Annotated in this window: 25 protein-coding genes; 9 read left to right on the forward strand and 16 right to left on the reverse strand. The window is 63.3% G+C overall.

Annotated features, from left to right (window positions below):
- Positions 1 to 13 precede the first annotated feature (13 nt).
- From M8523_RS06835 to M8523_RS06845, 3 genes are read right to left on the reverse strand one after another with little or no spacing between them, the layout of a single operon-like run.
- Positions 14 to 982, reverse strand: a complete 969-nt coding sequence (locus M8523_RS06835; protein ID WP_282584094.1) for an HlyD family secretion protein — start codon at positions 980 to 982, stop codon at positions 14 to 16.
- A complete protein-coding gene (locus tag M8523_RS06840) occupies positions 972 to 3,308 on the reverse strand; it encodes an ABC transporter permease (protein WP_282584095.1) in 2,337 nt (778 codons plus the stop codon). Before M8523_RS06840 ends, M8523_RS06835 begins: the two co-directional genes overlap by 11 nt.
- The gene (locus tag M8523_RS06845) at positions 3,305 to 4,327 is read right to left on the reverse strand and encodes an HlyD family secretion protein (protein ID WP_282584096.1); all 1,023 of its coding nucleotides are present in this window, start codon (positions 4,325 to 4,327) and stop codon (positions 3,305 to 3,307) included. The genes M8523_RS06840 and M8523_RS06845 overlap by 4 nt, the downstream gene beginning before the upstream one ends.
- 218 nt (positions 4,328 to 4,545) lie before the next feature.
- Here M8523_RS06845 and M8523_RS06850 point away from each other — a divergent pair, with 218 nt between their 5' ends.
- Both M8523_RS06850 and M8523_RS06855 read left to right on the forward strand, forming a co-directional pair.
- The gene (locus tag M8523_RS06850; protein WP_282584097.1) at positions 4,546 to 6,036 is read left to right on the forward strand and encodes a mechanosensitive ion channel family protein; all 1,491 of its coding nucleotides are present in this window, start codon (positions 4,546 to 4,548) and stop codon (positions 6,034 to 6,036) included.
- 365 nt (positions 6,037 to 6,401) lie between these two features.
- Positions 6,402 to 7,157: a hypothetical protein gene (locus M8523_RS06855; RefSeq protein WP_282584098.1), complete on the forward strand. Its 756-nt coding sequence runs from the start codon at positions 6,402 to 6,404 to the stop codon at positions 7,155 to 7,157.
- A 3-nt stretch (positions 7,158 to 7,160) separates the two neighbouring features.
- On the opposite strand, the gene M8523_RS06860 is transcribed toward M8523_RS06855, so the two are convergent.
- From M8523_RS06860 to M8523_RS06870, 3 genes are all read right to left on the reverse strand, one after another.
- Positions 7,161 to 8,015 (reverse strand): hypothetical protein, encoded by an 855-nt coding sequence (locus M8523_RS06860; RefSeq protein ID WP_282584099.1) that lies wholly within the window; start codon positions 8,013 to 8,015, stop codon positions 7,161 to 7,163.
- Between the two features lie 67 nt (positions 8,016 to 8,082).
- The gene (locus M8523_RS06865) at positions 8,083 to 8,319 is read right to left on the reverse strand and encodes a DUF6471 domain-containing protein (RefSeq protein WP_282584100.1); all 237 of its coding nucleotides are present in this window, start codon (positions 8,317 to 8,319) and stop codon (positions 8,083 to 8,085) included.
- A 421-nt stretch (positions 8,320 to 8,740) separates the two neighbouring features.
- Positions 8,741 to 8,968: a hypothetical protein gene (locus M8523_RS06870; protein ID WP_282584101.1), complete on the reverse strand. Its 228-nt coding sequence runs from the start codon at positions 8,966 to 8,968 to the stop codon at positions 8,741 to 8,743.
- A gap of 359 nt (positions 8,969 to 9,327) precedes the next feature.
- Between M8523_RS06870 and M8523_RS06875 the strand changes: the two genes are divergently transcribed.
- The gene (locus tag M8523_RS06875) at positions 9,328 to 10,449 is read left to right on the forward strand and encodes an aminomethyl transferase family protein (protein WP_282584102.1); all 1,122 of its coding nucleotides are present in this window, start codon (positions 9,328 to 9,330) and stop codon (positions 10,447 to 10,449) included.
- Between the two features lie 341 nt (positions 10,450 to 10,790).
- On the forward strand, positions 10,791 to 11,234 hold the full coding sequence (locus M8523_RS06880) for a cysteine hydrolase family protein (RefSeq protein ID WP_282584103.1): 444 nt from the start codon (positions 10,791 to 10,793) through the stop codon (positions 11,232 to 11,234).
- Here the strand turns inward: M8523_RS06880 and M8523_RS06885 are convergent.
- The 4 genes from M8523_RS06885 to M8523_RS06900 all read right to left on the reverse strand — a co-directional run bounded on the left by M8523_RS06885 (position 11,128) and on the right by M8523_RS06900 (position 14,986).
- Complete coding sequence (locus M8523_RS06885) at positions 11,128 to 12,708, reverse strand: FAD-dependent monooxygenase (protein ID WP_282584104.1); 1,581 nt, start codon at positions 12,706 to 12,708, stop codon at positions 11,128 to 11,130. The genes M8523_RS06880 and M8523_RS06885 overlap by 107 nt on opposite strands.
- A 26-nt stretch (positions 12,709 to 12,734) precedes the next feature.
- A complete protein-coding gene (locus tag M8523_RS06890) occupies positions 12,735 to 13,190 on the reverse strand; it encodes a VOC family protein (protein ID WP_345894229.1) in 456 nt (151 codons plus the stop codon).
- A gap of 207 nt (positions 13,191 to 13,397) precedes the next feature.
- On the reverse strand, positions 13,398 to 14,141 hold the full coding sequence (locus tag M8523_RS06895) for a helix-turn-helix domain-containing protein (protein WP_282584105.1): 744 nt from the start codon (positions 14,139 to 14,141) through the stop codon (positions 13,398 to 13,400).
- 311 nt (positions 14,142 to 14,452) lie between these two features.
- A complete protein-coding gene (locus M8523_RS06900) occupies positions 14,453 to 14,986 on the reverse strand; it encodes a TetR/AcrR family transcriptional regulator (protein ID WP_282584106.1) in 534 nt (177 codons plus the stop codon).
- A 155-nt stretch (positions 14,987 to 15,141) separates the two neighbouring features.
- Between M8523_RS06900 and M8523_RS06905 the strand changes: the two genes are divergently transcribed.
- Entirely contained in the window at positions 15,142 to 15,837 is a 696-nt protein-coding gene (locus tag M8523_RS06905) for a glutathione S-transferase family protein (protein ID WP_282584107.1), read from the forward strand.
- 389 nt (positions 15,838 to 16,226) lie between these two features.
- Positions 16,227 to 16,418 (forward strand): transposase, encoded by a 192-nt coding sequence (locus M8523_RS06910; protein ID WP_428349986.1) that lies wholly within the window; start codon positions 16,227 to 16,229, stop codon positions 16,416 to 16,418.
- Positions 16,419 to 16,492: 74 nt separating this feature from the next.
- Here M8523_RS06910 and M8523_RS06915 read toward each other — a convergent pair whose 3' ends face one another.
- The 4 genes from M8523_RS06915 to M8523_RS06930 are packed head-to-tail and all read right to left on the reverse strand — an operon-like array spanning position 16,493 to position 18,791.
- Positions 16,493 to 18,136 carry an isovaleryl-CoA dehydrogenase gene (locus tag M8523_RS06915; RefSeq protein WP_282584108.1) on the reverse strand — a complete coding sequence of 548 codons (1,644 nt, stop codon included), beginning with the start codon at positions 18,134 to 18,136 and terminating at the stop codon, positions 16,493 to 16,495.
- A gap of 17 nt (positions 18,137 to 18,153) precedes the next feature.
- Positions 18,154 to 18,432, reverse strand: a complete 279-nt coding sequence (locus M8523_RS06920) for an AMP-binding enzyme (RefSeq protein ID WP_282584109.1) — start codon at positions 18,430 to 18,432, stop codon at positions 18,154 to 18,156.
- 34 nt (positions 18,433 to 18,466) lie between these two features.
- Complete coding sequence (locus M8523_RS06925; RefSeq protein ID WP_282584110.1) at positions 18,467 to 18,589, reverse strand: hypothetical protein; 123 nt, start codon at positions 18,587 to 18,589, stop codon at positions 18,467 to 18,469.
- 34 nt (positions 18,590 to 18,623) lie between these two features.
- A complete protein-coding gene (locus M8523_RS06930; protein WP_282584111.1) occupies positions 18,624 to 18,791 on the reverse strand; it encodes a hypothetical protein in 168 nt (55 codons plus the stop codon).
- A 380-nt stretch (positions 18,792 to 19,171) separates the two neighbouring features.
- Between M8523_RS06930 and M8523_RS06935 the strand changes: the two genes are divergently transcribed.
- Together M8523_RS06935 and M8523_RS06940 are read left to right on the forward strand one after the other, a co-directional pair.
- Positions 19,172 to 19,957: an alpha/beta fold hydrolase gene (locus tag M8523_RS06935; protein WP_282584112.1), complete on the forward strand. Its 786-nt coding sequence runs from the start codon at positions 19,172 to 19,174 to the stop codon at positions 19,955 to 19,957.
- Positions 19,958 to 20,029: 72 nt separating this feature from the next.
- Positions 20,030 to 20,509 carry an acylphosphatase gene (locus M8523_RS06940; protein ID WP_282584113.1) on the forward strand — a complete coding sequence of 160 codons (480 nt, stop codon included), beginning with the start codon at positions 20,030 to 20,032 and terminating at the stop codon, positions 20,507 to 20,509.
- Positions 20,510 to 20,643: 134 nt separating this feature from the next.
- On the opposite strand, the gene M8523_RS06945 is transcribed toward M8523_RS06940, so the two are convergent.
- On the reverse strand, positions 20,644 to 21,558 hold the full coding sequence (locus M8523_RS06945; protein WP_282584114.1) for a LysR substrate-binding domain-containing protein: 915 nt from the start codon (positions 21,556 to 21,558) through the stop codon (positions 20,644 to 20,646).
- A 119-nt stretch (positions 21,559 to 21,677) separates the two neighbouring features.
- On the opposite strand from M8523_RS06945, the gene M8523_RS06950 reads away from it, so the two are divergent.
- Complete coding sequence (locus M8523_RS06950) at positions 21,678 to 22,421, forward strand: 3-oxoacyl-ACP reductase family protein (RefSeq protein ID WP_282584115.1); 744 nt, start codon at positions 21,678 to 21,680, stop codon at positions 22,419 to 22,421.
- Positions 22,422 to 22,800: 379 nt separating this feature from the next.
- On the opposite strand, the gene M8523_RS06955 is transcribed toward M8523_RS06950, so the two are convergent.
- Positions 22,801 to 22,980, reverse strand: a complete 180-nt coding sequence (locus M8523_RS06955) for a hypothetical protein (protein ID WP_282584116.1) — start codon at positions 22,978 to 22,980, stop codon at positions 22,801 to 22,803.
- Positions 22,981 to 22,997 lie beyond the last annotated feature (17 nt).

Genomic DNA, 22,997 nt, shown 5'->3' on the forward strand with positions numbered 1-22,997 from the left:
TTCTCGTGGCGTGCTACCGAGGTGTGAGCCATACGGTCATGCCGGGTTCGAGCCCTTTGACATCCTCGACGGGGTCGAACCGGACACGAAAGCTGTTCAGATCGTGATCCCCAACGGCCCGGGCGGCGCGCCAGGTCGCGAACTCGCCGAGCGGTCTGAGTTCGACCACGCGCGCCTCCAGGCGTCGACCATCATCGGCCGTCAGCGGCGCCGTCGTTCCGATTGTCAGCCCGCGCAGCCTGTCCTCACGCATCGTGAAGGAAAACCAGCGTTTGTCGTCTACATCGAGCGTCAGGACCGCCTTGCCGGGCGCCATGATCTCGCCCAGCTCGGCAACGCGGACGCCCACTGTCCCGTCGGCCGGCGCCAGCAGCGTCGTCTTGGCGACTTGCGCCTCGAGGCTCGCGGTCGCGGCTTCCGCCAGCGCCACCCTTGCATCGGCCAATCGGCGCTCTTCGGCGGTCGGACCGGCCTGTTCGGCCGCATATTGCGCGCGTTTGCCGTCGAGATCGGCCTGCGCCTTGGCCAAGGAAGCCTTGCTTTCGTCGAGTTGCTGCTGGCTCAAAAAACTTTTGGAATTCAGGGTCACGGCCCGATCGTTCTGCTGTTGGGCGAGCAGCAGATTGGCCTGGGCCGTCCGCACGGCCTCGGCCGCGATCGACACCTGCTCGGGCCGGGTGCCGGAATAGGTTCGGGCACGATCCGCGGCGGCGCTGGCCGTCGCCGCCTTCGTTTCGGCGAGGGCGGCGGTCAGGTCGGGATTGTCGATCACGGCCAGCACATCGCCGCGCTTGACGTGTTGACCCGCCGCGACCGCGACTGAAGCCAATCGTCCGCCGATCTCGGGGGCGACGCGAATTTCGGTTTGCCGCACCATGCCCAGGATGGGCAGTGTCTCCTGGCCACCCCGGCGACCGTAGATGAACGCCCCACTCACTCCCGCAACGGCCAGCAGCGCCAGCACCACCGTTCTAGCCGACATGGGCGGCCTCCTCCCGACTTGCGAGGCGACCCACGGCGATCGCCAGCACGGCATAGATGCCCACCAACACCCACAGCCGGGCCCAATCTCGAAACACGTCCCCGAAGGAGGCGCCCATCTGGTTGACTCGGACCAATCCGTCGATACCGAGGGTGCTTGGAAAGATCATGCTGAGAACGCGCAGAACGCGCGGGATGGCCTCGGGCGGCCAGGCGACACCAACCAGGAAGAAGATCGGCAAGCTCACCGCGATCAGAAGCAGGACCGCAGTCTCGCGGCGCTTGAACAACGAGCCGACGAGTTGGCCCATGAAGCTGATCGCAAGAATGTAGGGGATCACCAGCACGAGGATGTCGAGCACCCGTTCACTATAGGAGAAGCCGTAGATGCGGGGCAGCACGATCAGATAGAGCGCGCATCCAGGCAGCGCGAGGAGAAGGTGAGCCAACGCCTGCCCAATGACGGCAGCGGCACTGCTGCGGCGGCGCCTCGCAGTCGCACCGCCCTGTTCGAAGGAGACGCCGCCGAGGGTCGCGACGCCCATCAGCAGCGTCTGCTGCAAGATCAGCAGGAAGGCGGCAGGAACGATGTAACTGGCATAGCCACCGGTCGGGTTGAACAGCGGCTGGTTGAGGATCTCGACTTGCGAACTCCTGGCCAGTGCCGCCCGGTACAGGCTGCCATCGCTTCGCGCGCCGCCGCCCGCGATGTCGGCCGAGACCGTGCCGGTGGCTTCCATCATCCCCTGGAGCGTGCGGCTGTAAAGCAGGAAGTAGGCCGAATCGACGAAGGCCGGCAAGCGCGCCCTGTCGCCTTTCAGCACCTCCCGTTCGGTGCCGGCCGGAATGCTGAGGATGCCGAACACCTCGCGGCGCGCCAAGGCGGCCTGGGCCTCCGCCAGTGTCGTGGGGCGCGCCGCCACGGCGATGGCCTCGTCGGCATTAAGGGTCTCGACCAGGGTTCGGCTCAAATCCGTGCCGTCGTCGTCGACCACCGCGATCGGAACGCCGCGGATCAGCTGTCCGAGGTAGGGCTGCGGATAGAAGACCCCGTAGATGAGGGGTCCGATCACGATCAGCCCGAAGGCGCCGCGATCCCGCAGCACGCGGCCATATTCTGCGGCGAAGAAACCGACGATGCCGCGACGCGGGACATCGGGCTCCCGCGCCGTTTGTACGGCCGGAAGCGGATGCCGCGCGATCGAACGTAACCGCAGCCAGGCGACGCCGAAGAACCCGACGGCAAGCAGGCCCAGCATGGCGAAAGGCGCAGCCGAGTCCCGCACCGGCACCCCACGCGCCGCCTGATCGAAGAGGATCTGTATGTACCACCGCAATGGCAGCAGCGCCCCCCATCCCCGCGCGAAGGCGCCCATCGCAAGAACCGGAAAGCCGACCCCCGCGAAGCCGAAGGCCGGGGAGCAAACGATGCCGGTGAGTGTCAGGCCAGTGGCGAGGTTCTTGACGAGGAGCTGGAACAGCGCACCGAGCGACAGATAGGCCACGATCAGCAGACAGGCCGCGACGCCGATCATCACCTCATCGCCGCGGAACGGAATCTGGTAGAGGCCGTGAATGATGACGAGACCGACGGTCATCATGATGGCGAAGATGCCGAAATAGGGCGCAAGCTTACCGACAAGAGCGGTGAGTGGGGCGCCCCCCGCCGTCTCGAGCCAGTCGGGGACCGACCGCCCCGTGAACTCCGACCCCACCGCGAAGCCCCCCGCGATGGCGACCATGACATGCAGCACGGTCGGCAGGATCGCGCGCAGCAGGAACTGCGCATAGTTCAGGGCCGGGTTGGTCAGAACATATTGTTCGACAACCAGCGGCCCAGGCGTGAAGCCGGCCGCCTTCGGGCCTTTCGGAAGGTCTGCGACAGCGGCCGAGATGGCCGCCTGAAGCGCGCCGGATGCGACGTTGCCCGGCGTGAAGAACTGCTTGTTGTAGAAGATGACGACCTGGGGACGGCGCCCTGCCAACAGATCGTGCTCGAAATCCTGCGGGATGTAGGTGGCCGCGATCACGCCCCCCGACCGGACGGCGTGCATGGCGCCGTTGAGATCCGCCGAGCGAAGCGCGATGGTCACCCCGGGTGCGGCGTCGATCGCCCGCACGAGCGCCTGGGATGCCTGCGAGCGATCCTGATCGACGACATCGACCTTCAGCTGACGAATGACGGCATTGCTGAACGTCATGGCGAGGAGCGCGAAGGCGACCAGCGGCACCACCAGCACCATCAGTCGCGCGACCCGGTCCCGCCGGATCCAGGCCACCTCACGGAGCGCGACGGCAAGCAGACCGGGGCGGAGCGGCTCGCTCATGTGCGCCCAACGGACCAGGTTGCGTAGGCGCTCATGCCCGGCCGGAGTTCCGGGATCTTCTCGACCGGATAGGCCCGGACCTCGAAGGTACGCAGATCGAAGTCGCCGGTCGCACGGGTCGCACGCCAGCCGGCATATTCGCCACGTGTCGCAATCGTCCGGACCGCGACCTCGATGGAACGGTCGCCCAAGGCCGGCACCTTCACGGTAAACCGGTCGCCGACCTTGAGACCCTTCACGAGATCCTCCCGCAGATCGAACCGCAGCCAGACGTCGCCGAGATCGACGAGCGACAGGAGCGGCACGCCCGGTGACACGTATTCACCGATCTCGCTGCCGATCTGATAGACCTGCGAGGCGACGGGGACCTTGACGGTCAATTCATCGACCTGCGCCTGCAAGGTCGCGATCGAGGCCTCGGCCTTGGCGACACTTGCTTTCGCCACTCCACGCTCCTCCGGCGTGTAGCCCGCAACGGCCTCGTCGTAAGCGAATTTCGCCTGCTCGACACCTCTCCGGGCGACGTCGAGCGCGCGCGTGGTCTCATCGAGTTTCTGCACCGGCGCAAAGTCGCGGGCGGTCAATTGCTTCGTGCGGTCGAAGGTCTGCTGCGCAAGTGTGGCATCGGCCTCGCTGGCCGCCAAAGCTGCCTTCCGGGCTGCAACGACTTCCGCCCGCGTCCCGACTTCGATCCGGGTGAGGTCGGCCTGTGCCACGGCCTCGGCGGCCTGCGCCTCACGCAATTTCGTCAGCAATTGGGGGTTGTCGATCGTGACCAGGATCGCACCCGCCGCGACATTGTCCCCACGCTCGACCGGCCGTCCAGCCACCCGTCCGTCCACCCGGGCCGCGATGTCGATGCGCGTGGCATCCGCCTCTCCCTGTACAAGCAGAGGCTGCGGTTGCAGCAGATACCAAAGCGACAAGCCGATGATCACCACAACCGTGACGATGACGATGGCGGCCGCCATTCGCGGCGCCTTTGCGGCGGGCTGAACGTCAGCGCCGGGATCCGTCATGGGGTCAGCTCCAGAGTGTCTGCGAAGACCGTCGGGTCGAACTTACGTGCAAGTCTGCCGCATCCGCCCCGAGACGGCTAGAGCTTGAGTGTTTGGATCGACCGACGGGGTCCCCCGAGCTGGCGTCCGTTCCGAGTGTCGTCGAAACGTTGGGGTGGGGCAACATCGATGTGCTACCTCTGAACGGCTCACATCTAGCGTCCTGGCGAGTAACTTTGATGACGATCTGGATCACGACAGCATGGACGACGATCGTCTTGATGATCGTCGTCTCGTTGTCGGCCCGTCGGCGGCCGATCTGGCTGCGGATCGGTCTCAGCCTCTTCGCCATCATCCTCTTGTCCCTGGCGATGGCGCCGCTCGTCGGCTCCCCGCTTCAGCCGCAGTTTCCGGCCGATGTCGGGGCTTTCGTGGCCTTCTCGGAACGTGCCTTCGTGGCGAGCTGGTGGCTCCTTGTCGCGCGCATCGTCATCGCTACGGGACAGCTCGCTCTCGGCATCAATCATCAGCGACATGCGGCGCGGCTGCTCTCAGATCTGGCCGCTGGGGCGATCTATCTCGGCGCCTTGCTGGCCGTGATCGACCTTGGCTTCGGCGTGTCCATCGCGGGTCTGCTGGCCACCTCGGGGATCATCGCCATCGTGCTGGGCCTCGCGCTTCAAAGCACCCTGAGCGACCTCTTTTCGGGCGTGGCGATCGGGATCGATCGCCCCTTCGGGGTCGGCGACCTTGTCCTCATCGAAGGTGCCGCCGAAGGGCGGGTGATCGAGACGAACTGGCGCTCGACCCGCATCGCGACCACGACGAACGATGTCGCCACCGTGCCCAACAGCGTCGTGGCGAAAGCCCGTATCACCAACCGCAGCATTCCGTCGGAGGCCCACCTCGCGACGATCAAGATCGTCATCGATGCGAGCGTGCCGCCGAAGGACGCCATGGCGATGCTCCGGGCCAGCGCCCTCAATGCGGCGCTGGTGCCGCCATCGCCACCTCCGTCGATCGTCTGCGTGGATCTGCGTGGCGAGGGCGCCACCTATGAAATGCAGTTTTCGATCCCGATCACCGAATTCGGCGCGGCCCGCTCGGACCTCCTCGCGCAGATCGCGCGACACGCCCGTTACAACGGCATTCCATTGGCCCGCCAGGATGGGGCCAGATTGCCGTCCGCCACCGTGCCCGACCTTCTCCACTTGTTGGACGACGTGCCAATCCTGAAGGCGCTTGGCGAGGACGAGCGTGGCCAGCTCGCCTCCCGGCTGGTCCGCCATGCGGGCGACGCCGGCTATACCCTCTTCACACAGGGCGGTTCGGTGGCATCCATGTTCGTGATCGCCCAGGGGGCCTTCGACGTGTCGCGTGACATCGACGGCCATCGCCGCCGCCTTGGGACGATCGGCCCCGGCGATTATTTCGGCGAACTGGCCCTGCTGACCGGAAGCCCGAATGCGGCGACCGTCACGGCGCTCACGCCCTTCGTGGCCTACGAGGTCGGCAAGGCCATGATCGCGCCCGCGCTCCAATCGAACCCCGAGGTGCTGCACGCGCTGGAGCGCGCCGCCTCGAACGCCCGTGCGCTACTCGACCGCACGGTCGCGGCACAGGCCTGTCCCGAACCGGCCGCCACGGTCCATCTGATCGACCGCATTCGAAGTTTCTTCAGCGTGTCCGGCCTTCGCGACATTCACTTGAAGCCGACCGATCCCGTTTAAGAACGGCCCGGTCATCTTAAAGAAATCCCGGCGTCGGCGGCGTGGCGTCATCGAACTGGGTGTCCTCGCACTTTTGATCGCCGTCCTGGTCGGTTCGACCCGACTGGCGCGCCAGCAGGAACGTGGTCAGCAATGATCGCTTCCGCAGGGGAAAAGGCCGATCATCATGAAGGGACGTACGAGCAGGCCACCTCCCGTTGCGATCGACACTCTTGCGCCTTCAATGCGGCCTTATGCAGGAATGGCACCAGAGCGTGACCGGATGTGATGCTGGTTGCCTCGAAAAGGCTGATGTTTGAGGCAATCCTACCTAAGCCCCTCACGTTGAAAGGTTCGAGAGGTGATTTGTTGTGCTATGAGGCGGCATGAAGCTGCGCTCTGGTTTCTTTGGGATCGTCGGAAGCGGGGTGACGGTTGTCGTCCTCAAAGTCCTCTACGAGGGCGCCCTCGCCATCTATGGCGCATATGCCAGCAAGTTCTTCGACGACAAGCTGACCCCGTATGTGACCGATCATGTGTGGCCGCGAGCACGGCCCATGGTCGAGTGGCTGAACAACTTTTGGGGCGGAGCCGCTATCGCTCTGATCGTAGCGCTGATTCTGGAGCGGCTTTGGGCATGGCGTTATCCGCTTGCCAAAGACGAGAAACCTGTTCCCGGCCGTGCGGAGCTTATTGAGCTTGGCCGCGAGTGCGTTGTGATGGCGGACGAGACGTTACGGACGCAGCAACAGATCGAAGACGCCGCGCCGCGCCCGCCTCGTCCCGAAGGCGGCTACAAGGATCAGGACCATTGGTCGCGCGTGCAATTCAATCACTCGCTTGAGGCGCACGAATACCATCGGCGCGCCATTATGCAGCGCGACCGCGCTCATGGTGCAGACCTTATGGACGCGATCTTCCGTCTTCGCGACTTAGGACTGACAATCCCAGTTTTTGCCGACGACGTTCCCGGCGCAACAGATGAGGTGCGAGGAATGTTGTTGCCCCACTATCTGTCAGGTTACGCACGTTTTGTTGGAACTATGGGACGGATACTCAAGCGCGGTGATCTTGAGGCTGCAAGACGATCTTCACGCGACTGGAGGCCTGTGACGGAGCAGGGTGCAACAGCGCGTCCTTAAACATCACGGCGCCTGTAATCTGGTTTCCTTCAGTTTGGCCAGGAACGAACCACGATCCTTTACAGGGTGGTAGAGCTTTCCTCTTTCCTGATGAAAGTCAGCCTGTTTTGGAGGGCACACGAACGTTCCAGGTCCTAGCCCTTCAAGAGTCGGTGTGTTGGTGTACCATTGCCTCGATGAGCTTGGTCCAACAAATTCCCCAATTCCCCCAAGGTCTTCTATCATCAAGCCCTCATGATGCAGGATTGTGGGAACAGAGACCTCGTCGTGACCCGCCCAACCGCTGCGATAGGCATGACTCAGAACCTCGCAAGCTTCACCAGACAACCGCGCAAGCGGCATGAACGAGCGGATTGGCTCAACGGAGCGCCGCAGCGTCTCAGGACTTTTGAGCGTCTCCCACCAAACCCAACCGGGTCGAGTTTCGGGCCGCACAAGCGTCGTTGTAAGCAGGCCCGATTTGTTGCCCTTGAATGCAGCGATCAGATCGCACCACTGCGCATCTAGGAAAACGTCAAATTCAACCCGCCAATAGAACTGGTAACCTGGATTGTCCTTCCAGAAGTTGAGTATGACAAATATGATATTTCCCTGGTCCAGAGGTCGAGCCGCATCCCATGCCTTGAATGGCCAATGTTGCGCGAGATGTGAAAAGGAGAATAAATAGATTTCAGAATCTTTTATATTTGGGTGATCAGAAAAATCCGAACGCGTGTTGTCGTATAGGAAAAATGGTTTTGTATCTGTAGCGATGCAATCTTCCTTTAATTGATTCCAACCCGCCAAAGCATCTTTATCTAGCCGATGTGAAAGATATAAGATCGCATTACGTCTACTGCGTCGCAAAATGTTGAACATCTAGGCCTCAGATTGATGACCATTTTTGCTCAAGGAGCAGAAAATCCTGTGGCTAAAGAGATTTTTTTCATATCCTGATCTGAGTCGCTCCAATCGCCGCCATGCACTGAACGAAGAAGACAGCAGTAAAACTCCCGCGACCAATCTTGTTGCGGATGTTCCGCTCGTTCTCTGTGACACCTACCGTCGCGAGCTTCTCCGCAAGCTGGGCATAAGTGACGCCACGCCGCTTCAACTCGGATTTCAGGATGCCTTTGACGCGGGCGTCCCATTTCTCTTCGACGGCTTCGGCCGGTTCTGACATCGCGCATTTACCCTCGCTGACGAATGACATTATATTTGATGCTATTGTCATTGAAAATAAGCCCACAATGAGATCAGATACGATGAATAGGCACCGGATACGATGTCATAGCCTCCCACTTCCTTCTCTCTGCCGAGGCACGCACCCTCAGCCTTAAGGCCATCTACAAGGCCGGTGAAGAGAAGGCCTATGCCCCATCTATGGCGCCTCTGCGGAAGAGGTCATGTGAGGCCTGGAGATCGACCAGATCGCGACGAACCACTTCTGTACGGGCTTCCACGTCGCGGATGTAGACCTTACCCTTTTTCATCTTGCGGAGAGGACTACAAGGATTGTGGTATCTGTCATTTTGGCTTCATGTGAGATGAAAGACGCCACCGTAAATGATGCTTCTTGCTGCATTTTCTACATAAGGCCGCCTTCAATGCCGGGCCTTTCCGTCCGCAGGCTCCTGGCTCGGAAAGTCGGGTGGAAACTCGGAATGCAGCACTGCTTTGTCAGGGCTGTCGTCCTGGATGGTGACGACAGAGCCAAGTTCAGGATGATGCCCCATGGTGACCCAGACTGACCCTTCGTGAATCGTGCCTGTGTATTGAAGCTCCTCAAAGACTTCGGACATCTGCGGAGCGGTGATCACCCGCTGGTACATGGTGCTTCTCCAAGGCTAGACCTGGAGGCAAAGAGCCGCTCCGACCTTCTGGTTTCAGGCCATCGTCGGAGATCTTTAATAATGGGTTCCCGCTTTGAAGCGCTTTCGACACGAGCGGGATCAACTGGTCGTGCAAAGGCTTGACTCTAGGTCAGCCGCCCGAAGGGGTGGCTGCGGCACTCCCACCTGAGACAGCGAACCCGCAGGGCGTCGCCAAGGCGCTCAGGGATCGCTTCGGCGAGACTTCGCCATTCCGGAGCCAGTCTGGATCGGTGCATCCAAGACATTCATCGGGTAGACGTTGTACGTCTTCCGCGTGCGTGACCGGCGTTGCAAGGGGAGATCGGAAAGGTTTGTCCATGGCTATGTTGCGTCACTCCCCGTATCACCACCGGTTCGTGCAACTGGGCGCCCAGTTCGTCGAGCGCATCGGGTTCGCCGCGCCTTCGGTCTTTTCCACGACCGAAGACGAGCATCGCGCGACCCGAGAGCGAGTGGGACTGTTCGACGTCTACTATCAGGTTCCGATCGAGGTGGCCGGCGCGGATGCAGAGGCGGTCCTCAATCAGGTTCTGGTGGCCGACATCAGCCGACAGCCCGTGGGTCGCGTCGTCTATGCGGCGCCGTGCAATGCGGAAGGCGGGATGATCGATGATCTCACCTGCTACCGACTTGAACCCGACCGGTTCTGGCTCGTGCCGACACCCAGCCGTGTCGATGCCGTGCTGGCGACGCTGCGACGGGCGGCGGAGGGCCGTCATGCGGTCGTGACGGCCTTGGGCTACAAGAACGCTTACCTGTCCGTTCAGGGACCCAACTCGCGCGAACTTCTACAGGGCTTGACCGAAAGCGACCTGTCGACGACCGCCTTGGCCTACTTTTCCCTGAAGCTCATGACGCTTGCCGACGTCCCCATGCTGGTCTCCCGGACCGGCTATTCCGGAGAACTCGGCTACGAATTGTTTTACCCCAGCGAATATGCCGAGCATGTCCTCGACACGCTGCTTGCAGCGGGACGACCGCTGGGCGTCCTGCCTTGCGGCCTCGGTGCGTTGCGCAGCCTGCGGATCGAGAAGCGCTATCCGCTGTACGGACTTGATCTCGATGAATCCACGACGCCGATCGAGGCCGGGCTCGGCTGGACCGTGAAGCTGACAAAGCCGGCCTTCCAAGGACGCGAGGTTTTGGCCCGGCAGAAAGCGAAGGGGACGGAGCGACAACTTGTGCTGCTACTGATGGCGCCGGACGCCCCGTTGCCGCCGGTCGGTACGGCTGTCGGCCATTCCGGTGAAGCCGTCGGACGGGTGACCTCCGCAGATCGCGGCCATACTGTCGGTCGCACACTTGCGATGGCCTACGTCCCACCCGCTCTTGCGGTCGACGGGCAAGAGGTCTCGATTGCGGGCGGCGCAACCGAATGGGCAGCGGTCGTCTCGACCCGACCGGCCTACGATCCTGAGGGACTCCGGCTCCGTGGTTAGACGGGGTCCGTTCAGACCCGGTGAAGATTGAGTTGGCGTCGCAGGCTCTCGCCTCAAGCTTCGGCTTTCCTGCCGACGCCGCTCACGCGGCGGCGACAAAGCTCGCCGCATTCGCAGGTCGTTTGAAACGGCGCACTGTGATCACGGAGCCGCTCGCCTTCATATCGAGGGATCGGTCAACACCGTGAGCCGCGGAAAGCATAGCGGGCGCGCGCAGGTCGCGTGAGGATCTCGACGGCCAGTCGGATCCTGATAGCCGGCGGCGCTCAACGAGCTACTTCAACTTGTGCTGCGACCAGCATCTTGTGCTGCGACCAGCGTGGGAAGAGGAGGTCTCGATCGTGACGGTAAATGCCATCAAGGAACACAAGGCGCCGATGACTCCGGCGACGACGCAGATCCTGTTCGTCGATATTCAGCCGGAGATCATCGGCAGCAGCCGGACGAACCCGCCGGACAAGCTCATCCCATCGGCCGTCGCCATCGCCCAAATCGGCAAGCTGTTCGAACTGCCGATGACCGTCAGCGTGGTGCCGGCCGGTGACGCCGAATCGAGACTCATTCCCGAACTGGCGGCGCTACCGTCCGACGCCAAACCCCTCGTCCGGACCATGGCTCCCGTGTTCGACGACAAGCCGACCGCTTCCGCCATCGCCGCCACGAAACGGCACGATCTCGTTATCTGCGGCGTGGTGACGGAGGTCGCCATTTGGCGCACCAGGCGCCGAGATGCGCGGGAGCCGTCGCAAGGGATGTGGTCAGCGCCGCATAGCCGTCCGGCCTGACCAGGGTCGCGCTGCCGCGGCCGAGTATTCCGTCAAGCGCGTCCCGCGCGCCATCGGTCGAAGCGGTGATGAGCCACGAGACGATGCTGTCAGGCGGGAACGCGCTCCTATCGACGCGATGGTTACCATCATCGAGAGCATGGACCAGCAGCGTGAAACGCGACGGATCGAGCGCCTCGTGCAACGTCGCCTCGCGCCAACCATCGCCCTGCCCCAGGCGGACCGGCACGTCCGGCACGCGGTCGCCGGCCCGCAGCGAGCCGCCGGTGTGGTGGCTGTCCGACAGAGGGCTGTCGCGATAATCGAGCGCGATCTGGCTCATGCCCGCCGTCGCGCTGGCCTGCACGATGCCGGTGCCCACCACCCAGGGTCCGAGATGGTTGAACAGCGTGCGCACGACAGGGTTCTCGGTGCCGATGGTCGTGGTCAGGCTGTCGGTCTGCGACAGGACGTTGCGCATCGCCGGCAGCCGGTCCTCGCCATAGGTGTCAAGCAAAGCCGGCGGGGCCTGCCCCTTCAGCACGAGGGCCAGCTTCCAGCAAAGGTTGATCATGTCCTGGATGCCGGTGTTCATGCCTTGCGCGCCCGCTGGCGAGTGGATGTGTGCGGCGTCGCCACCCAGGAAGATACGGCCCGCCTTCACCCGCGAAACCATGCGGCTGTTGATGCGGAACCATGAACTCCAGACGCAGTCGTGGAAGCGCGCCGGGATGTGCGAGCGCATGTCGTAGATCCTCTGGATCTCTTCCAGCGACGGCGCCGGGTCCTTTTCGGGCGTGCTCAAGGGATTGCTGGCGATCAGGCGGAAGTGGTCGCCGCCCATCGGAAACAGGCCCATGAAGCCGTGCTCCGACGAGAAGATGTGGAAATCGGTGTCGGCCAGGTCGCCGTCGATGCGGATGTCGCCGAGAGCGTATTGCTCCTCGCGTGTATGGCCTTCAAACGGGAGGTCGAGCGTCGTGCGCGCGATGCTGCGCGTGCCCTCGGCGCTGATCATCCAGGGTGCGGCGACCTCTCCAAGTCGGCCGTCGCGATGCCGCAGCACGGCATGGAAAGGCGATGGGTCGTGCGACAGGGCGTCTTGCCGGAAGGCGACGAGTTCGACGCTCCACTCGGGCTTGATGCCCTCGCGGGCACAGGCGTCCCTGAGGATACGCTCCGTTTCCGCCTGCGAGATGAACAAGAGGTAGGGAAACGGGCTCTCGACATGGGCGAAGTCGAGGTGAAACACCCGCTTGCCACCGCCATAGACGCTGCCGAAGCGGCCCTTGTTGCCGAGCCGGACCATCTCGTCGGCGAGCCCGCGCTGCCGAAAGAGTTCGAGCGTGCGGGCTTGGACGCCGATCGCGCGCGAGGTCGTGGCGGGCGCCGCTCGTTTGTCGATCAACCGGACCGGCACGCCCATTCGGGACAATTCGAGCGCCGCCGTCAGGCCGGTAGGCCCGGCGCCGGTGATCAAAATGGGATCGGTCATCTGGGTCTCCTCGATGAGATAGCGGATCAACCCTGGAGCCAGGGATCGTCCTCGTCGGGCATCAGGTCACGGCCGTGGATCTCGCGCGTGTAAAGGCGGAAGCGGTGCCCCTCCGGGTCCTCGACCACCATGACCCAGGCCTGGATCGCGGTGAGGATCGGCGAATGCGGCACGGCAAGTCCATCAAGGAAGGTCGCCCAGCGCTCCAGGGTGCCGCGGTCGGGGACCGCGATGGTGAAAGGGTCGAAGCCTCGCTGACCCTGCGCCTGTTCGGGGTTCAGGCGCAGTTCCAGGAGCGCACCGAACCCCGGAACTTTCAAAATCAGCGCATAGAGCGAGCCGTCGTCCTCGCGGTGGTGATCGGCCTCGGACAGACGCTCGGCGCCGAGCACCAGCTCATAGAAGCCCAGCGCGCGTTCAAGGTCGGCAACGGGCAGTTTGAGGTGGTGCAGGCCATCGATGGCGGGCCTCGCGGCCGTAATGGTGCCGACCCTCCGTCGTCGTGCAAACTGACGTCAAGACCGCCGATCCGCGGGAGCCAGCAGCGAATGCGGACATCATGCCATGGACTGCCTTGGTGACCGATCCCCATCGAATGCCCCAATCGACGCCGAAACATACGGGAGCGCGCGAGCGCTCGAGGGTAAGGATAGTTCGCGTGTCGCTTCGGCCTTCCACGATCCGTCGCTTTATCGGATTCCGCTCGGAAATTGTTTGCGCCATTCGCCTGGAGAGGCCCCGGTTCTGCGCCGAAAGGCTTCGCTGAAGTGGCTTTGACTGCAGAAGCCGACGCTTAGGGCGACATCCGGGTCTTCGAGCAGCGCTTTGGCGCGGTCGACGCGCCGGTTCAGGAACCAGGTGTAGGGCGCCACGTGCATGGTTTGCTGGAAGCGGCGGACGAACTCGCTCAGTGACAAGCCGAGCGCCGCCGCCCAGGAGGCGAGATCGAGCTTGTCGCAGAGGTTCGCCTCGGCGAAGTCGATGCAGCGGGTGAGATCCGCCTTGCTCAGGCCCGGGCGGCGCCGCGTGCCCCCACGCTCGTGACATGGCGCGAAGGCGAGGGCTAACAGGGCCAGGGTTATGCCTTCGAGGAACATTGGCTGCAGGTTCGCGTCGACCTCCTTGAGACCGAGGAGCGACGACGTCAGACGTTCGACGTGAGGGTTCGGGTCGACGATGGGGGCCACGAAGGTGAGCCCGGAAGGCGCGGCCAGATAACCTCGCTCCTCCGCGATGCGCCGGAAAAGCGGTCCCGGCACGGAGACGACGACGGCCTCGGCGCGAGAGCGACGCTCCACCCTCAGCCGTTCCCCCGGAGACATGATCCGCAACATTCCTGGCCGTACGTCGCCGTCATAGATCGTGCCGCCCTCGCATTCGAGCTTGACGCTGCCCCCGACAGGTCGGAAGCGACACGATGAAGCGGTCGTCACTCCGCTCGATCGTTTCGACGCGCGGAAAGACGGGCTGCGAGAACCTGCGTAGCGTAATCGGGGACTTGGAGTGAGCGGAGTTCGTCAATCGATGCTCCTCTTCTAAACAACACTGCGGAGAGTGTTGAGGACCTTTTGGCGGAGTGTAGCGCTCAACAGCCGCGCAACCCGCCGTGGCCCCCGATTGAGATAGGGCTGATGACGGCGGAGGCGATCACGACTTGCAGGAGATCAGGTGCCTCTTCGAGGCTCGGCTGCGAGCCGATGGCAATGGCGCTCCCGCCGATACAGCGGCGCCTCCCGAAGCAGGCCTAGGGAATCATGCCGTTGGCCCGGTAGGTCGCGACGATGTCTTCATAAACCGAGACGTCGCCGCGGCTGTGAGCGATCAACTGCGCACCCTGCACGGCCGCGTAGATGGCACGCGCACGCCGCCGGATCTCGTCGGGCTCAGCGGTTTCATGCATGGCGAGCACCCGTTCGAGCCAACGTTCGTTCATCTCGCCATACTTGACGACCTCGGCTCGTACCTCTTCAGGAAGTTCGTTCCGCTCGGCCGACAGGATCCCGGCGAGGCACATGCGGTTGCCGTGGCGCAAGGTGTCGCCAAAGATGTCGACATAACGTGTCATGCAGGTTTTGACGTCGAGCCCCTCGGCCAGCAGACCGTCCAGAACCTCGGCGTAATGTGCGGTGTAACGGGCGGCCAGCGCCGCCCCCAAGGCACCCTTGGTCTCGAAGTAGTAATGGATGCTGGCGCTCTTGATGCCGACATCCTTGGCCAGTTCGCGGAAGCTAAGGCCGCTGTAGCCGAGGTCCTGCACAGTGAGCCGCGCCGCCTCCATGATCCGCTCCTTCGTGTCGGCCGCCATCATCCCCTCCGTTTTACCTGACGATAGATAGACGTTGACATCCCGGAATGGAAGGGCTAACCACCTCGTAGCAAGTACCTACCTGACGTCCGGTAGCTCCGTTTAGTACACGTTGAAAGGATCACCGCATGACCGCGAAGCTCCGCCTCTTCACCTCACCTTCGGCCTTCCCGAACCCGCAGCGCCTGCGCCTCTTCATGCATGAGAAGGGAATTGCCGATCGGCTCGACGAGCAGATCTACGATATGAGCCCCGTTGGCGAGCAGCGGCAGTGGCGGCATCTCAAGATGAACCCGTGGGGTGAGACGCCGACACTTCAGTTGGCGGACGGCAGCTCTCTCGCGGAGACCGACGCCATCGCCAGGTATCTCGACCAGTCCATGCCGGGGCGGAAGATCATGGGTGAGGACGCGCTGCAGCAGGGCCTCGACACCATGTGGAACAACCGCATCTGGGTGCACATCCTCTACCGGATCGTCACGGCGTTCCATGTCCTGCACCAAGGGCTCGGACCGAAACTCGAACTGACCACCAACCACGCCTGGGGCGAACATTGCCGCAAGGAAGCGCTGGCCCACGCGGGCCTCATCAATCAGCACCTGTCGGACGGACGCGACTGGATCCTTGGCGGGGATGCGCCGACCTTCGCGGACATGACGATGGCGGTCGCCATCGCGTTCTCGAAGTTTCCGCTCAACGCGACCCCGCTCGACGAACGTTTCGAGCACGTGGATGCGTTCTGGCGCCGGTGGCAGCTTCGTCCGAGCTTCGGGGTCGCCTACGCCGATCGCAGCAGCGGCGTGCCGGAGATCGATGATCGCTGACAAAGCGGCCCCGTCGTCGCCCTCTGCCTTTTTGCCGAAGCGACCCCATAGCCTGGATCGAGCGCAACCCGAACAAGCGATGGAGAACCCCATGCCCTTCGCCCGTATCGATCTGATCCAGGGAAAGACCCGGAGTACCGCGCCGCCGTGGCCGACATCGTCTACCGGGGCATCGTTGACGTCCTGAAGGCGCCCTCCTAAGCCAGCAATGCTGTACGTGGCCCGCCGTCTCGAAAACGGCTGAGAGCTTGATCCAAAAGGCTGTTGCGCCCGCCTGAGTTGAGTGATTCAGAGCGCCTGGACGCTTTCGGCAGGAGCGCGATGACATGGACGGTGGAGCACAGGGCGACCTACAGGCGTGAAGGCCCGGGCTCCCTTAGCAATGGGCGGTGCCGATGCGGCTGATCCCGCAGGCGACGCCCGGCGGCCATCCTCACAAGACCGACATGTGCGCAGCCATGACTGCGATCTTTTATTTGCAGAGGACCGGCGGTCCCTGGCGGTCTCTGCCGCGCGACAACTTTCCGCCGCACGCGCACTCACGGCGGTGCGCAACGGGGATCACCCTTCGGGAAAGGTAGGTTGCCGCTTCGATGGGTCCATGCAGCACCTTTAAGACAGGAAGAATTGGACTGTCCGGTCGACGAATACAGCCTCAGCTCGTCTGCCGATCCACGATCGCTGCAATGTCAAGGCTCGTGGGCAGAACACCGAACGACCGTGCACCCTCGGCGCCGAGACGGGTCGCGCAGAAGGCGTCGGCGACGGCGGCGGGCGCGTTCCTCACGAGCAGGGCACCTTGCAGTGTGAGCGCCATTCGTTCGGCGATGAGGCGGCCGCGTGTTTCGGCCGGTACGCCGCGCCCGAGTTCATCGAACAGCGCGTCAGCGGCGGCGTCGAGCGTGGTGTTACCCCCGCGCGACGTCGCGACCTCGGCGCGGTACGCTTCGAGTGCGCGTGGCTCGCACGCGAGCGTACGCAAGACGTCGAGCGCGATGACGTTGCCCGACCCTTCCCAGATCGCGTTGAGCGGCGATTCGCGGAACAGCCTCGGCATCGGCGTCTCCTCGACGTATCCCACCCCACCGTGGCATTCCATGCACTCGTAAATGAAATTGGGATTGCGTTTCGTCAGCCAGTATTTCGCCAAAGCGACGCTCAACCGTGCGAAGGCGCGCTCATGCTCCTCGCGCTTGTCGAAGGCGCGCGCGACCCGCGCCGCCAGCACCACCGCCGCCTCATATTCCACCGCCAGGTCAGCGATCACCGCCCGCATCAACGGCTGGTCGATCAGTTTGCGCTGGAACGCGCGCCGTTCCGAGACGTGGTGGACCGCCTGCGCCAACGCCATCCGCATCGTGCCGATGGTCCCGGCCACCGTGCCGAGCCGGGTGTGATGCACCATCTCCAGGATGACGTTGACACCGCGCCCTTCTTCACCAAGCAGCATCGCGTGAGCGCCGTGATACTCGATCTCGCTGGAAGCGTTGGACCTGTTGCCGAGCTTGTCCTTCAGCCGCATCACGTGGATCGCATTGCGTTCTCCCTCGGGGGTGATGCGTGGCGCCAGGAAGCAGCTCAGACCACCCTTCGCCTGCGCCAGCGTCAGAAAGCCGTCGCTCGTCGGCGCCGAACAGAACCATTTGTGTCCGACGAGGCGATAGCTGCCGTCGTCGGTCCGCTCCGCCCGCGTGGTGTTGGCGCGCACATCGCTGCCGCCCTGCTTTTCGGTCATCGCCATGCCGATGGTGATCCCGGTCTTGTCGGCGATCGGGCGCAGCGGGGCATCGTACCGGCCGCCGATCAGCCTATCGAGCCAGGGCTGTGCGACGCTGCGATGCGCTTGCAGCGCCGGGACCGCCGCGTATGTCATGTTGATCGGGCACATCGTGCCCGCCTCGATCTGCGTGAACAGGGCGAGAAGCGCCGCATGGGCGACACGCGCGCCAGGCCGACCGATTGTCCAGGCCACGTCGTGAATCTCGTGCCGTGTCGCCATCGCCATGAGCTCGTGATAGGCGGGATGGAACCGGACTTCGTCGATGCGGCGGCCGTAACGGTCGAAGGCCACCAGTTCCGGCGCAAACCGGTTGGCCAGGTCACCGAGCTCCATCACGCGGTCGGCGCCCAGTTCAGCGCCAAGGGCCCCCATGCGCGCGTCGAGCCACTCGCCGGCTTCACGAAGCACCGCCTCGCGCAGCGGCCGGTCCGTGGAGTAGAGGTTGCGGCCGGCGAACTCGGAGGGCTGGTTCGTCACCTCGTGCGTTTCGAGGATGGTGGTGGGGGCGAAACGGGACATAGCTGGACCTTTCAAAGTCAGGCGTCGTTGGCCCTGCCGGCCACAAGGGCGCGCGGTTCGCCCTTCAAGACCTTGCCGGTCTGGTTGCGGGGCAAAGCGTGTAGGCGCATGAACCGGCGCGGTACCTGGAAGGATGCGATGTGCCCGCGGAACGCCGTCCGCAACTCGTCCGGGTCAAAATTCGCGTCAGGCCCGAGCAGGATCCCCGCGACGACTATCTCGCCCCATTCCGGGTGCGGTAAGCCTATCATGGCGCAATCGGTGACTAGGCCGGTCGCTTGAAGCGCATCCTTCACTCCTTCGAGGAGACGTTCTCGCCGCCGGTCAGGATCATGTCCTTAGCCGGTCGACGATGGTGAGAAAGCCGTCGACGTGACGCCAGGCGACGTCGCCCGCCGGATGGCGATCATCGACCGCCCGCGTCGCGGCCAGATCGTCGAGATAGGCCTGCATCATCGATGGCGAACGCAGCCAAATCTCGGCGACCTCATCGGCCCGCCTCCTGACCATCCGATTTGACGACGTGAATGTCCACGCCCGACTGCGCTGCCTCGGTCCCGATTTTGGTCGTGCCGTATTCGTGGTAGAAACGGTCGGTCCGGTAGAGCGGCGCGATTGAGGTCGCTGTGCGGGCAGCTTTCGCGGCGTCATGCATGCCGCGGTCTTGGTGGAGCTTCGTGCGCTCAGAACGACGAAAGCCCCCGAGCTTTCTGGCTCAGGGGCTTCTTTGTCGTTGGTTGCGGGCGAGTGCATCTTAAGCGTGAGACACGCGCGGTGCTGAACCCATCGGGCGCTCCTAGGACGGGTCAGGTTGCACCAAGAGCTTCCGTTGACGGGCCGCCACCTTACGGACGTTAGTCCTCGATGGTGCGACGGCCGCCTACGCATTTGACCCGGAACATTCTTGAACCAAGCAAAAGCTTCGCTGACAAGGCTGGTGGTCTCGCGGCCGGCTGGTCTACGGTGGCTGCGGGTTTGACATGTTGGGGGGGGAAATTGACAACACTGGCTGGAGCGCCGTCGCGCCGATCGTTTGTGGCTGCCACCAGCCTTTCGGCGCTTGCCACCGCCATGGCGTCGCCAGCCTCGGCGCAATCGGCACCGGGCAAGACCTTCGTGTTCGCGCACGGATCTTGGCACGGCGGTTGGTCGTGGCAGCGCGTGGCAGACCGTTTGCGCGCGCTAGGCCACAGGGCCTTCACGCCAAGTTTCACCGGCATGGGAGATCGCGAACACCTGCTCACGAAGGCGATCACGATCGACACCTTCATTGAGGACCTGAGCGAGGTCATCAAGACGGAGGAACTGTCCGACGTAATCCTGGTGGCTCACAGCTTCGGCGGTGTACCGATCACCGGGGTCGCCGATCGCTTGCCCGAGAAACTGCGCCACCTCGTCTACCTCGACTCGATCGTGCTCGAAAATGGGCAAACGGGCTTCTCGGTCTACCCACCCAAGGAAGCTGAAGATCGGATCGCAGCCGCCACTAAGGCGAATGGCGGGGTGGCGGTTCCGATACCCAAGGCGTTGCCGGCTGCGTGGGGCTTCACAGAGGGCACGCCGGACTACGCCTGGGTCCTGCGGCGGATCACGCCCACGCCGCTCAACGCATATCTCACGCCGCTCACCCTGCACGCTCCATTCGGCAACGGCGTCCCGAAGACCTACATCCATTGCGTCAAGCCCGAGAACCCGGTCATCGAGGGGTCTCGGGCTTTGGTTCGATCCCAGCCCGGCTGGAATTGGATCGATTTTCCCGGCCCGCACGACTCGATGATCACCGATCCTGACGGAATCGTGAACCTGCTTCTGAAGATCTGAACCGCGAAGACTTTGGGGAAGCCCGGCATGCCGCGAATGTCGCCTTTAATATGCTGCGGGGTCCTGGCGCTCATGGCTCTCCACGGTCAAAACGGTCGCGCGGAGGCAAAATCTCAGGAGGCGGTGGCAATCTCCGCCACTGTCACCGGCAATGACCAAGGCGTCGGCTTCCGGGCGATGGTGATGAAACAGGCAATCGCGTACAATCTCGCCGGTACCGCGAAGAACGATGCCAACAATATCGTCGAGTTCACGCTTCAGGGGCACCAAAAACGGATCGACAAGGCGGTGGAGACGATCCGCAGCGGTACCCGTAAATCTTCCGGCATCGAAATTGAGACCACTCCTATCGCAGCCGACCCTAAGCTCAACACGTTTACGGTCATTGACTGGACTTCAACCTCCCGGCAGATCACGACGCCTTATACGCTGATCTTTAGGCTCAGAGGCACGGACGAAACCATCTCACAGCCCGAGGCCAAGCACATTTGGCACGAGATCTTAAAGCTGACCGTCAAAGGAGATGATCTGAAAAAACTCGGCGATGAATGATTCGTATGATGCATCCGGCCGGGATGCGCCCAAGAGTTGCCGTTGGCCGATCGCCACCTCCCGGTCGTTCAACGAGGTGAAAGCTCAGGTCCATGCCCTCGCGAGGGCTGCACATCTGCAACGTCCGACGCTGTTCAATTCGGCGGTTGGGATCTGTTCATATGTCGCAGTCGCGCCGCCAGCTCGTCGGCTCGCGCGAGGAACTTGGCGAGTATCGGCGACTTGTTGCCGGCGCGAAACCCAAGCATGAGGTCGATGGTAGGCTGCTCACCGGACAGAGGGCGGCTGACCATCGCAGGCGGCAAATAGACCTCGATCGAAGCCGGCAACAGGGCAACACCATCGTTGGCTTGAACAAGCGACATCGCCATAGCGAAGTTGTCGATCTCAAAACTCGGTACGACGGACACCCCGACGCGCTCCAGATAGCCGTAGACCACCTCGCGCAAAATTCGCGGTACGGGTGAAATCCCGATGAAGGTTTCCGCCGCCAAGTCCCGTGGATCGACCGATGCTCGTGCCGCGAGGGGGTGGCCGGCATTCAGGACGGCGACCAGTGGCTCGCTGAGCACATGCCGGAACTCGAGATCGCTCGTTGGCTCGCGCCGCAGGAACGCCACGTCGAGCCGACCGCGCAGAAGATCCTCGGCGAGATCGACGGAGAAGCCGCTGAACACCCGGACCTCCAGCCCTGGAAGATCATTGCGAAGGAGGCTCGTTGTCGGGGGAATGCAGTCACCCTCGTGCCCAACGAGGAAGCCGATTGCGAAGACGGGCTTGGCGGGCTGCGCGATCCGCCGGGCAGCCTCGACCGCGGCGTGAGCCTGCGCGATCGCCAGGCGGGCATGGTCGAGAAAGACGCGACCGGCATCGGTCATTTCGACGCCGCGTGCGCTACGCCGCAAGAGCTGTGTTCCGACCTCGTGTTCAAGATTCCGGATTTGGCGGCTCAAGGAAGGCTGCGCCGTGTGCAGCCGCCTTTCGGCCGCGAGCTTGACGCTGCCTTCCTCAGCGACGGCCACGAAGTAGCGTAGATGCCGAAGCTCCATGACGAAGACCTATCTCTCCGAGGCATAGCCGCAACTTACAAAGTCTTATCTTACGAACGTGGCAGCGCCTAGATGTGCGCCGCTGCCCCGCGACGGGCTGCGTCGCCATGGAGGGATGAATGACTGCGAAGCTCGAAGGCAAGACCGCTCTGGTCACTGGTGCGTCGCGTGGCATTGGGGCTGCGATTGCGAAGCGGTTGGCCGCAGACGGGGCTCGGGTGGCGATCACCTACACGCGCGGCGCGGACGCGGCCGCCGAGGTCGTCAGAGCGATCGAGGGCGCGGGCGGACGAGCCATCGCGGTCCGGGCCGACGCAGCCGACGCCGCTGCCGTCCGGGCAGCGATCGATCGAACCGTCACGACATTCGGCGGCCTTGATATCCTGGTCAACAATGCCGGTACCGCCATCCCCAAGCCGTTCGAGGAGACGACGCTCGAGGAGATAGACCGGGTGGTCGACATTAACCTGCGGGGGGTGTTCATCGCGACGCATGCCGCGCTCAGGCACATACCACAGGGAGGCCGCATCATCACGATCGGTTCCTGCGTCGGCGAGCGTATGGGCACGCCCGGTCTTGTTGCCTATTCAGCAACCAAGGGCGCCGTAAAGATGTTCACGCAAGGGTTAGCACGCGAGGTGGGTCCGCGTGGCATCACGGTCAACAACGTCCAGCCTGGCCCGATCGATACCGACCTCAACCCGGCTGCGGGAAGCTGGGCCGATCCGCAGATCGCCAATACCGCGCTCAAGCGTTATGGCCATGTCGACGACATCGCTGCCATGGTTGCCTTCGTGGCCGGGCCGGAAGCGGGCTACATCACCGGCGCAAGCCTGACGGTCGACGGCGGCACCAACGCGTAACGAAGACCTGCCGAACGCTTCAGCTCCGGTGAGTTCGGGCCCGCGTCAAAAAGTTGGTCCGACCGAGGCCGGCGCCGATGACGGACAAGCCGATGGAAATTCCTTCAACAACGCTGAATCGAGCAATGCATCAGCTTAACCCTGTGCGCTCCTATGAAAAGCCCGCTCACACGCTTTTGGGCTCATCAACCGGCCGTTTGGTGGCGCCGCGCCCATGTTCGCCATTCAGCTGAAGACCCGCACCCGACGGCGCGGCTTTCTCACGTTGCGCGGCAACTGCGCTCAGCGGGAATCTCGCGCCACACCGCCGCGTCAAAGCATAAGATTCTGAACAACACCAGTATGGTACAAGCGAGCACGATAATCCACTCGGGATCCCCTACCCGAGCGCCGCCACGACGCCAACGCCGCCGACCAATGCGACAAGCGCCGTTCGGACCCAGGCGGCATAGGTGAGCTCCGTAGCGAAAACGGTGCGGTTCTCCGATAGGATCGTGCGCCGATCGACACTGCTCTCAACGCGCCCAGCCTTCGCGTCGGTCCACTCTTCGCTATCCATGGAGATTCCCGGCCGTT

This window comes from Lichenifustis flavocetrariae (genome assembly GCF_026130545.1).
Classification (GTDB): Bacteria; Pseudomonadota; Alphaproteobacteria; order Rhizobiales; family Beijerinckiaceae; genus Lichenihabitans; species Lichenihabitans flavocetrariae.